Here is an 11,120-nt window from a genome sequence, read left to right on the forward strand (position 1 = left end):
GCCAAAGCGAGGGAAGTCATCTGGGAAATGCGGGTTATAATTATTTTTGACCTTTATTTTCTTTCTCTGTAGGATTTCAGCCAAACACAAAAGAAAACCATCCATCCTTCAGAAAGTATGATTTGTTTCACCATGGGCAGCTCTCTCGATGATTCACAAGACGCTTGGAAGGAACTGGAGAAAATCGTCTCTGAATATGAGGATGCTCTACGAAAAGGCGATCAGCGTTCGATCGAAAGTGTCTGGAAATGCTTTCACCACAAAGGGTTTACGTTACTTATCGAACTTGTGAATACGGAACTGGAATGGAGAGTCAAGACTGGCGAAGCTGTTTATGTAGAAGAGTATCTGGAACGTTTCCCTGCCCTGTCGAAAGATCCTGACACAATACGTGAATTGATTGAAACTGAATATATTTTTCGATCAAGATTCAGTTCACAAGTTCATGCTTCTGAATACGCAAAGCGATTTCCCCAATTCGGTGAGTCATTGATACCTGGTTTGCAAAAAGCAGCCGAAGAGGATCAACCGAATCGGATGAGTTCCACTTTACATAACAAGTCTGTAACCCCAGCACAGCAGGCAATACAATCCCAGACGGAATCAGAAAAGTCATTTTCACCACCGAATCAAGCAGAACAGAATCTATCCCATTTAAAATATGGTCGTTACTTGATTAAGGAACTTCTTGGGGAAGGATCTTTCGGGCAAGTATTTCTCGCTTATGACCCCAAAACGGAACGTAATGTCGCCCTGAAAATACCGCGGCGTCACTTAGATCCGGATTCTGAAGAAAACGAGCGTTTTCTGCGAGAAGCTCGTGCAGTAGCGGCTCTCCAGCATCAAAATATCTGTCCGCTATTCGATCTCCTGGAAATAAAAGACCGGATTATCTTGGTAATGCCTTATATTGAAGGCAAATCACTAGCAGAGATGAGCAAACAACGTAAGCTCTCACTGAATGAATCCATTCAGCTTGTAAGCACACTCGCTACCGCGATGGCGTATGCACATGCTGCCGGTGTGATTCATCGCGATCTCAAACCAGCCAATATTCTAATTGACGAAAAACATTCACAACCAGTGATTACCGATTTTGGACTGGCACTACAACAAAATAGTAGTGAAACAAAGTTGACATTCCAGGGGCAACTCCTTGGAACTCCCGCCTATCTCTCGCCTGAACAGGCCTGTGGTGACCTTAATCGAATTGGTCCGGCCAGTGATATCTATTCCCTGGGAATACTCCTTTACGAACTTTGCACCGGAAAATTACCTTTTGATGGTTCAATAAATTCAGTAATCGGACAAATTCTCTCCCAGGAACCAGTGGAACCTTCGTCGATAAATTCTGATATTTCCCCTGCTCTGGAGCAGGTCATTCTTATAGCAACAGCAAAAGAACCAACGAACAGATTTTCTTCAATGGAAGAATTCTCAACTGCTTTAGAGGAATTGAATCCAACCCATTCTGGAAATGTCACATCAAAAGTAACCGCTCCATCCGGATCAAGTGACACGATTAGAAAACGATGGATGACCTTGGGTATTCCAATCTTGATTCTGACTGCAGTAACAGGAGCTTTCTTCAAGACTTACTCTTCCGCTCCAGATCCAAATTCCGGTGTTTTACAGAACGGGTTTTCGGAGTTCGAATCAAAGAATTCTGTTTTATCTGAGCAGGTTGATCTACTGAAAGAAATTTCACTCCCGGATGATATCGTCAATGGGAAATGGTTCATGGCTCCAAATGGCTTGATGGTGAATCCCAAGGAGTTTTCAAGATTAACGATCCCTGTTCATATGAAGGGAAACTATCAACTTGAATTGGAATTGACTCGTCAATGGGGTGAAACTGAAATCAATCTCATTTTTCCTGTCGCAAATAAAACATGTATGTTATCACTGGGTCAAAATGATTGGTGCGGACTGCAATTAGTCCATGGACATGAGTTTGGCAAAGTTTTAGTAGATCATTTACCAAATGGTCAGCGGCATAAACTAACACTCTTTGTCTCGATGCTGGAGCAACAGGCATCTATCACAGCAAAGCTAAACAATTTATTAATTCTAGATTGGAATGGCCCCATTGATGCGATTTCCATCCGTCGAGATTGGCAGATTCCCAAACAGAATTTTGGTCTAGGAGCTCATTACGAACAAGTAATCTTTCACAAAATGACACTTCATGCAGCAAGTGATACAAATATTTCACGAACCCATTTTGTAAAATCCAAGACCGATGAATACCAGGAATGGAAAGATTTGCTTGAACAAATAGAATTACCAACTATGGAGTTCCATGGGACATGGAAGCTGGCCAAAAACCCTGGTGAGGCAGATGACATAAATCGCCACGCACAGGAATTAGAGACCAGTTCAGAAGAACTTTCAAGGCTGATCTTGCCTGCAGTTCCCCAAGGAGATTATCAACTACAGGTTCGCTTGATGAGAGTTGCAGGCATGGGAGAAATCAATTTAATTCTCCCTGTAGGCAAAGATTTGTGCATGCTTTCGCTAGGTAATAATGGTAAAGAGTTTCGTATTCAGAACATTAATGGCGAGCATTGGGGAATTGAGCAAGCAGGAATCATCGTCAACGGAAAACAGCATCTGGTGGAGGTGGATGTTCATTTGGGAGAAGGAGAATCAGCGTCCATTTTACTCAAGGTCGATCAACGGGAGATCTTCCATTGGCAAGGAAAACAATCAGAGCTTTCGATTCGAGAAGACTGGCGAATTCACCCGATCGCCCTGGGACTCGGAGCGCACAATACTGTTGTCCGGTTTCAACAAGTTTTGTTCCGAAATAAATCTGGGACTGTATTCAAATTGAAACCAGAACAGTTAGAGAATTAAACTTTTCTCAGTGACTCAAATATTTTCCCCCAAATTCAGACTTAAAAGTTGTTCTGACGAAAAACATGGTCACTCATTCCGAATAGAAGAAGCTTTCTAACTTCGTCATTCGCTTTTTACAAACGGTTAGTGTTCTTGCTATTTTGGTTTAACATAGGACAATACATTACACATATGATCCACATCCTCTAATCGGTTAATCCGCGTTTACCCTACACTTAAGCACACGCTCAATTCTGTAGAAATATTATTCATGCAGCATTGCTCTCATAATATAAGAGGTAATGAAAGATGGATGAACCAAGTTCATTCCAGCAGATGATTGACGACCTGGAAGCAGGTGATGAAAGTGCAGCACAGGAATTAGTTCTGCGCTATACTAATAGACTCCTTGGTATAGCACGAGCACGCATGGACCGTCAATTACAACAGAAAGTTGACCCTGAAGATGTACTGCAATCAGTCTATCGCAGTTTTTTTCGCCGTCACAAAAACGAGGAGTTCAATCTGGATACCAGGGATGGGCTGTGGGCTTTATTAGTTACTCTAACGATCCGAAAATGTTGTAAACAGATGCGTCATTACCACCGTAAGGGACGTGATCTAAGCAGAGAAGTGAGCACTGCGTTTCCCGAGGAAAATCAAATAACTGTACAACAATTAATCTCAAAAGAGCCGACTCCCGAACAAGCCGTGTTATTAACTGAGTTAGTTGAAAAAGTCATGAGCCCCCTAGATAAACAAGGGCAGACTATCTTTATGATGCGACTACAAGGCTTCAGTGAGCGAGAAATTTGTGATGAAATAAACCGTTCGGAACGAACTGTTCGTCGTACTCTTTCTCAGATCCGATCTCAATTGATTGCTGCAAGAAACTAACTCACATTAAAACTTTGCATTCGGCGGTAATACTAAGCCGTCGGATGAATAATTTCTGGCGTGGTTCCAAGAACTGAAACCATTGCAAGGTTCCATTACTCGTTTTCATTGCCGCTTGAGAACTTCTCCGAACGAGTTACGAGCACACAACATACAAGTTTCTGGTCGATCATAAAATTGAAGATATTGTATTGAAGAAGTTTGCGCACGCTTTGAGGGAGTGACCAGCGCCTTGTTCATTTTGCCAAACTATGCTATGGTGGTTTCAACAATTTAATCTTAGAGGGACAACTCGTTGACATGCGGCCAAACCCGGTCGAAACGATCCCGTCGCCTCCTCTGAGCTAACCAGAGGAGTAACAATGTCATTGTTCACACCCTCAGTGTTGCCAGACCCTCTTCCAGGCAATCGCTGTTTCACTAACAACAACGATGCTGTATCGCCCGTATCGCTGCGATCTAACGACGTTCAGGAACAAAACCCAACCGCCGTCATCTATTGCGAAGCGAACTTCGGCGCCATCGACGGCAAGACTGCCAATGGTCTCGTCCGTCATTCGGAAAAGTACAAGATCCTCTCCATCATTGATAGCGAAAAAGCTGGACTTGATGCAGGAGTAGTGCTTGGTGAAGAGCCTAACGCGATCCCTATCTTTCGCAAGCTTTCCGAGGCACTGGAGCACGCCGGATGTGTGCCTGATTACTTCATTTTCGGGATGGCGCCGGCGAGTGGCATGTTATCGTCACACGAGCGCGGCCTGATCCTCGAAGCCATCGATCTCGGAATGAACATTGTGAACGGACTCCATGAGTTTTTGAACGACGATCCAGTGTTTGCCGCGGCGAGCGCAGCGAAGAATGTGTTGATTCTCGATATTCGTAAGCCGCGCAATAAGAAAGATCTACGATTATTCAGCGGTCGCATTGCCGAGGTCACTTGCCCACGCATCGCAGTCCTTGGTACTGACTGCGCCATTGGAAAACGGACCACGGCCAATATTCTCACCCGCGCCTTGAACGATCTTGGACTGAAAGCAGTGATGATCGGGACTGGCCAGACTGGCCTGATGCAAGGAGCTCGCTATGGCCTGGCACTCGATGCTGTCCCGTCTCAGTTCTGTTCGGGTGAAATGGAAGCCACCATCGTCGAAGCATTTGAAGGAGAGAATCCCGATGTGATCATTGTCGAAGGGCAAGGCGCGCTCAGCCATCCTGCCTATTCGACATCCTCTTTCATTCTCCGAGGTAGTTGCCCCGACGCCGTCGTTCTGCAACACGCGCCGGGACGGGTCAATCGCTGCGATTTCGAGCAGATGTCGATGCCGACGCCAGCAACCGAGATCAATCTCATTCAGACCTTTGCCGACACGAAGGTTATTGGCCTGACGATCAATCATGAGAACATGACTGACCCAGAGGTCGACGTCGCCATCATGCTTTATGAGTGCGAGCTCGGCATCCCTGCTACAGATGCGCTGACCCGGTCGCCCGAGCGTCTGGTGGAAATGGTCCTGGCCGAGTTCCCGTCGCTTAAGGAAAAGCTGGCTGCGGGCGCACGATGACCGCGCCTCGATTGGACATCAATCTAGATAAGATCCATCACAACGCCTCCGTGTTGGTGAAACGACTGGCCGAACGAAACATTACAGTCACGGGCGTTACAAAGGCGACCCTCGGTTCTCCCGAGGTTGCCAACGCAATGCTTCGGGCAGGCATAAACGGTCTGGGTGACTCCCGCATTGAGAATATTGAGACGATGCGAGTTGCCCGTGTACCTGCATCGATGACGCTGATCCGCTCGCCAATGCTCAGTCAGGCAAATCGTGTCGTAAGGCACGCCGACGTGAGCTTTAACACCGAGCTTGACGTGATCAGCAAACTCTCTTCCGAAGCGAAGAAGGAGAGGCGGACGCACGGAGTCGTGCTGATGGTTGAATTGGGAGACCTTCGTGAGGGCATCATGCCCGACGACCTCGAAAACAGTGTTCGGGAGATACTTCGCTTCCCGAACATAACTCTCAGAGGCATCGGCACGAATCTCGCCTGTCGCAGCGGCGCTGCACCTGATGCGCGTAATATGTCCGAGCTATCCGCGCTCGCGAACTCAATCGAAGCGACATTCGGCCTGACTCTTGATATCGTGTCCGGCGGAAACTCTGCCAATCTTGAATGGGCTCTTAACAGCATAGATGTCGGGCGGATCAACGATCTTCGTCTGGGAGAATCGATTCTGCTTGGTCGAGAACCTCTTCATCGTCAACAAATCGATGGACTTTACACTGACGCCATCACACTCACAGCCGAGGTCATCGAATCAAAAATCAAGCCATCACTGCCCACAGGTGAGATCGGACAAACCGCGTTCGGAGACACACCACCGGTTACCGACCGGGGACAAATTTCGCAGACGATCCTTGCCCTGGGACGACAAGACACTGACCCGAGCGGCCTGGAGGCTCCACCTGGTATCACGATCCTCGCAGCTAGTAGCGACCACCTGATTGTTGAGCCCGGTCATGCAGTCGGTAGCGAGATCACCTTGCAGCTCAACTACAGTGCGCTGGTTCGGGCGATGACTTCACCCTTTGTTTCCAAGGTTGTCAACCGGGAAAGCGATCGCATTCCGGTGTCCGCTCAATAGCAAAATGGAACAGACGGACTGACGTTCGATGATCCTGTTTATTGTATCGTGTCTACTCAAGCCGCTATAATGAGCCTTTCACATGACGATCACCCCGTGACGATCACCCCGTAGTTAAAACAAATCCGGAGCAACGATGATGCGTAGTGCCGTTTTCATTTTATTACTTGCGTTGCCAGGCTTCGCAATTGGCGGCGATGCGAAGCCGTCGGATGAACAAATTCTGGCGTGGTTTAAAGAGTTGAAACCTTTGCCCAAGGTCCATTACTCGTTTCCCCTGGCGTTTAATAAGTTCTCGGACGAGTTACTTTTCGAGTACACGCGGCTATCGCACGCGATCTCCTTAAGTGGCGAGTGGGGGACCAGCGAGCAGGTTGATCGGGCGGTAAAAATCTGCAAACAGGTCAATGCCAGCAAGCCGAAGATCCCGACGTCGATTGCTGTCAACTACTCTGTCTGGCATCGCCACTTCGGGAAAGATCTGCCACCAACTGATACCGGACCCACACATCGGGCGGAACTCGAGCACCTGCAGAAGAAAATGGAATTGATCCGTGATGCACTCGCGGCTGCGAATCAAAAGTACGAGACCGACATCAAGCTGACAGCGGTCCTGTTCGATTCAGAGCATTTTCACACGCGGGCCAACGATGCAAAGTGGAATCAAGCGATCACAGACAAGTACAACGCTGCTTACGATATGGTCCTTAAAATATTCCCCAAGGTCCGGATCGAATGGTACGCCCGTGGTGCCGTTCATCCCGGCGCGTCGCCTACCGGCTGGGCTACCGCCTCTTACTTCGCTCTCGACGAGAAGGGTGAGACGTTTGGTTGTTCGCTGTATCAGGTGCCAGAGATCGGATACACGCGTGAAATTTTCCGCAGGACTGCTCAAAACGCGGAGAAGCATGGTTGTAATGAAGTGACGCCGTGGATTAGCCTCGCGTCTGGATACCGCCGACAGACGGACAAGTATCACGTATTTTCGCTGGATTGGAATTACGATCTGATTTATTCCTGGCAACTCGGTGTTGAGATCAATCATCCGTGGTTCGGCATGCCGGAGCGTAGCGAACGATTTGCTCCGTGGAACAAGGCGAAGATCGCCATTTTCTATCCCGCACCCTTTGACCCGCGTGTCCCCCATTGGGGACAACATTTTGTGGCGTACGTTCGCGGGGCTCAGATGATTAAATCGCTGCCTGAATTACCTGAGCAAAAGACTGAAACCGTTAAGTAGTTTGTTCTGAAATCGCTTTTGGAGATTGGCCGATGAAGACCTGTATTAAGATCATCACAATCGTGTTTGTGTATTCGGCAGGTTTAGTTCTCGCCGCAGACGCTGATATTTTGGCTTTTCCTGAAGCCGAAGGATTCGGAGCTCGATCCAAAGGGGGACGTGGCGGAAAAGTACTGTTCGTTACAAACCTCAAGGATTCCGGCAAAGGAAGTTTTCGTTCGGCGATCGAATCGAAGGGCCCCCGCACGATTCTGTTTCAGGTTTCAGGTTTGATCGAGCTAAAATCAAAACTTAAATTACGCGAACCATTCGTGACTGTTGCCGGTCAAAGTGCGCCCGGCGATGGAATCTGTCTGAAGAATTTCGGTCTTCAGATTCACACTCATGATGTCATCGTGCGGTACCTGCGAATTCGTCCCGGCGACGAACCAGCCCAGGAGTTCGCAAAGCGGAAGAAAGATTTCACTCCCGATGCGATCAGCATTGCTGCGCCTAGTCACGATGTGATCATCGATCACTGCTCGGCGAGTTGGTCCGTCGATGAATGCTGTTCCGTGTCTGGTGAGGGGATCACAAATATAACCGTTCAATGGTGTCTCATCAGCGAATCTCTCAACGATAGCGTTCACCCCAAAGGCGCGCATGGGTTTGGATCATTGCTGCGCTGCAACGGCAATCTGAGTTTTCATCACAATATTTATGCACATCATCTGTCGCGAAGTCCGCGGCCCGGTACATACGGCGATGGCAGTATTCTACTCGACTTCCGAAACAACGTACTTTACAACACGAAGGGCTATTCAGCTGCCGACCCCGTGCGAATGAATTATGTGGGAAACTACATTCGACGCACGGGATCTTCCGCGTTTCAAGTGGGAGGACCGACGACGAAGTTGTTTGTCAGCGACAATGTTCTTGATGGAAATGCACGTGCTACGCGCGACAACTGGCTTTTGATCTCCGGCAAGAAGAAAGACAGTCGTATGACTGAGCCGTTCCCGTGCGCGAAAGTACATACTAATTCTGCGGTGGAAGCGTTCAAACTGGTTCTCGCCCATAGTGGCGCCACGCTTCCCAAACGGGATTCTGTTGATAGCCGGGTTATCGGTCAAATTCGTAACGGAACGGGTAAACTGATCAATTCGCAGCGTGAGGTAGGTGGTTGGCCGAAGTTCAAATCAACAAAGCCCCCGATCGACACGGATCAGGACGGGCTACCGGACGTTTGGGAACGCGACCATGGACTGAATCCCGCTGACCCCGGGAACCAGTCGCGCGACAAAGATAGCAACGGCTACACTCATCTCGAAGAGTACCTGAATTCATCCGATCGTATTCGCAAGTAACGCCTGGAGGGATCGGACTCAAAAATCAACGAGAAGAAACTTTCTGACGCGTCTGTGACGGATTTGCAATTGAGCAGCGACTGCTATAATGTTGTTGATGACAATTTTCTAACTGTTTTGCAGGTCGCAGCTGTATGCTTAACAGTTGATTGTCTAAATTTATTGTTAATCGAATTTGGTAACACGATATGCAAACCTCAACAGAATCACCGGCTCATTCGACAACTCGACAGAGTCGATCCTGGTTTGGCCCGACTTTTCTATTGCTCATAATCGCTGTAAATGTGTCTGCTCTGTTAATAGCGTGGCAGGACCAAAGTTATCTCGCGTTTTTCATTGCCGTCATGCATGGCCCGATTGCGAATGGTGTTCTCTTCCTCATTGGCTTGCTCAGAATTCTCTTCCTAAAAAGCAGGGAGCCACCGTATTCTTTTAACAGCCACATGGGCCTCACGCTTGGCCTTCCCATTCTTTTTATTTTCATCGACTATTTCATTATCTTATCGATGGATTTGAAAGGATGTTAAGTAGCTACCTGGATGTAATACAAAGAAACTATCAATTTTGTAGTTAGAACTTTATGGTCTGGAAAAAAATCAAACACCTAATACGTAGGATCCTTGCAGCTTTACCGGGGGGAAATGCACTCATTCGAAAACGGGAGGATTTCCTTGAACGGCGTCGGCTGGCGCGCATTGGTGATACGAAGCAGGTCTTTTCTCATCACTATGAAGTCAATGCCTGGGGTAGTGAGGAAAGCGTTTCCGGACCGGGCTCAACGATTGAGTACACTGAAAATATTCGCAAAGAAATTCCGCTACTCGTTAAAGCGCTGGGCGTTTCCTCGATTCTTGATGCGCCCTGTGGCGACTATAACTGGTTTCGAAAGCTTGAGTGGGAAACGGAAATCACCTATGTCGGGGGTGATATCGTGGACCCTCTCGTAGAGCGCAATCAGAGGCTTTACACTGATAACACCACAAAGTTCATTCATTTAGATATTACACAAGATGAGATCCCAGCTGCGGATCTGTGGCTGTGCCGCGACTGTTTATTTCACCTGTCGAATCGTGATGTTTTACTGGTGCTCGATAATTTTCTGAAGAGTGAAATTCGGTATTTACTGACGTCAGTCTATCCGCTTTGTGAAAAGAATGCCGATACCCTTTCCGGATCGTTTCGGTTTCTCAATCTGGAGTTGCCCCCTTTCAGCCTCGACCCGCCTCTCCAGATGATAGAGGACTGGATCGAAGGTACTCCCGTCCGGAACCTGGCTTTATGGGATCGGGAAACGTTAAAGAAGAATCTGGTTACAAATAAGATATTCCAGCGGACGATAAAACGCAGCCGTTAATTTTTTTGTGATGCGCGGATTTTTTGATCCAGAAGTGATTGGCAACAAGATAGAGGGCAATGCAATGGCGACCAGCAATTCGAGTCCTGATGAGACTGGCGGTTCAGAAGTGGAAAGTGCCGACCCGGCTGTTGCTCCCAAACGTTGGCCAGGCATTGTTTGCAAATGCGTCTGTGCCTATTACATCCTGAGTGCGCTCACGCTGCCCTTTGTTAATAAGGTGTGGCTCGGTGAAGCGACGCTGCTGGCGTTAATTCAAATGCCCAAGTCATTCCTGAAATCGGTCGTCCAGCATGAGTTTCTACTGCCTTTTATCCACTGGGCTGGTTGGTCACGCGGATCTGCTTCGCCGAATTATATTATGACGCAGGGCTGGGCGATGGGCATCATGATTTCGGTGCCCGCTGTCTGTTTCCTGATTCTGCTGCTGCTGGTGCGACCGTTTCCGCATCGTCGGCGTCTGATTGCAGCGGTGATCGTGTGCGCAATTCTGGATGGCATCGTGACACTCTGGTTCGACAGTACCTCAAGCCTGAAGCTTTTTAATGCCATCTATTTCTGAAACGGCTCCCGCTATAGTGCCGGAGTGACTAATCATAAACTCCGTTGCTCATTCAGATTTCATTACTCAGGATGGACCTTTTCAGGGAGGTTTCCCCCCCAAATCAAGAGAAACTATAGTATTAAAGATCCGCAAGTCTCATTTAGATGTATGATTAATTGTGTTCATCTAGATGTATGATTAATTGTGTTCATCCTTTTCCCTTATGAGATCGCATACCCAAACGTGCATGTATTGGA

Annotated in this window: 8 protein-coding genes; all 8 read left to right on the plus strand. The window is 47.8% G+C overall.

The window, feature by feature from the left end:
* Positions 1-132: 132 nt before the first annotated feature.
* The 8 genes from Q0668_RS08140 to Q0668_RS08175 all read left to right on the plus strand — a co-directional run bounded on the left by Q0668_RS08140 (position 133) and on the right by Q0668_RS08175 (position 10,881).
* The gene (locus Q0668_RS08140; RefSeq protein ID WP_298862582.1) at positions 133-2,859 is read left to right on the plus strand and encodes a serine/threonine-protein kinase; all 2,727 of its coding nucleotides are present in this window, start codon (positions 133-135) and stop codon (positions 2,857-2,859) included.
* 291 nt (positions 2,860-3,150) lie between these two features.
* Entirely contained in the window at positions 3,151-3,738 is a 588-nt protein-coding gene (locus Q0668_RS08145; RefSeq protein ID WP_298862585.1) for a sigma-70 family RNA polymerase sigma factor, read from the plus strand.
* A gap of 362 nt (positions 3,739-4,100) precedes the next feature.
* Positions 4,101-5,300 carry a DUF1611 domain-containing protein gene (locus Q0668_RS08150; RefSeq protein WP_298862587.1) on the plus strand — a complete coding sequence of 400 codons (1,200 nt, stop codon included), beginning with the start codon at positions 4,101-4,103 and terminating at the stop codon, positions 5,298-5,300.
* Complete coding sequence (locus tag Q0668_RS08155) at positions 5,297-6,379, plus strand: alanine/ornithine racemase family PLP-dependent enzyme (RefSeq protein WP_298862590.1); 1,083 nt, start codon at positions 5,297-5,299, stop codon at positions 6,377-6,379. Before Q0668_RS08150 ends, Q0668_RS08155 begins: the two co-directional genes overlap by 4 nt.
* A gap of 250 nt (positions 6,380-6,629) precedes the next feature.
* Entirely contained in the window at positions 6,630-7,619 is a 990-nt protein-coding gene (locus tag Q0668_RS08160) for a hypothetical protein (RefSeq protein WP_298862593.1), read from the plus strand.
* Between the two features lie 32 nt (positions 7,620-7,651).
* Entirely contained in the window at positions 7,652-8,965 is a 1,314-nt protein-coding gene (locus Q0668_RS08165) for a hypothetical protein (RefSeq protein ID WP_298862596.1), read from the plus strand.
* A gap of 580 nt (positions 8,966-9,545) precedes the next feature.
* Positions 9,546-10,319 carry a class I SAM-dependent methyltransferase gene (locus Q0668_RS08170; protein ID WP_298862599.1) on the plus strand — a complete coding sequence of 258 codons (774 nt, stop codon included), beginning with the start codon at positions 9,546-9,548 and terminating at the stop codon, positions 10,317-10,319.
* 64 nt (positions 10,320-10,383) lie between these two features.
* The gene (locus tag Q0668_RS08175) at positions 10,384-10,881 is read left to right on the plus strand and encodes a hypothetical protein (protein ID WP_298862602.1); all 498 of its coding nucleotides are present in this window, start codon (positions 10,384-10,386) and stop codon (positions 10,879-10,881) included.
* The last annotated feature ends 239 nt before the right edge of the window (positions 10,882-11,120 follow it).

The organism is uncultured Gimesia sp., assembly GCF_937910335.1.
Classification (GTDB): Bacteria; Planctomycetota; Planctomycetia; order Planctomycetales; family Planctomycetaceae; genus Gimesia.

Excerpts from the sequence above, each read along its gene's own strand:
- Q0668_RS08170 (WP_298862599.1), top strand. The coding sequence starts at position 9,546 with ATGGTCTGGAAAAAAATCAAACACCTAATACGTAGGATCCTTGCAGCT.
- Q0668_RS08145 (WP_298862585.1), top strand. The coding sequence starts at position 3,151 with ATGGATGAACCAAGTTCATTCCAGCAGATGATTGACGACCTGGAAGCA.
- Q0668_RS08150 (WP_298862587.1), top strand. The coding sequence starts at position 4,101 with ATGTCATTGTTCACACCCTCAGTGTTGCCAGACCCTCTTCCAGGCAAT.
- Q0668_RS08165 (WP_298862596.1), top strand. The coding sequence starts at position 7,652 with ATGAAGACCTGTATTAAGATCATCACAATCGTGTTTGTGTATTCGGCA.
- Q0668_RS08140 (WP_298862582.1), top strand. The coding sequence starts at position 133 with ATGGGCAGCTCTCTCGATGATTCACAAGACGCTTGGAAGGAACTGGAG.
- Q0668_RS08175 (WP_298862602.1), top strand. The coding sequence starts at position 10,384 with ATGGCGACCAGCAATTCGAGTCCTGATGAGACTGGCGGTTCAGAAGTG.
- Q0668_RS08155 (WP_298862590.1), top strand. The coding sequence starts at position 5,297 with ATGACCGCGCCTCGATTGGACATCAATCTAGATAAGATCCATCACAAC.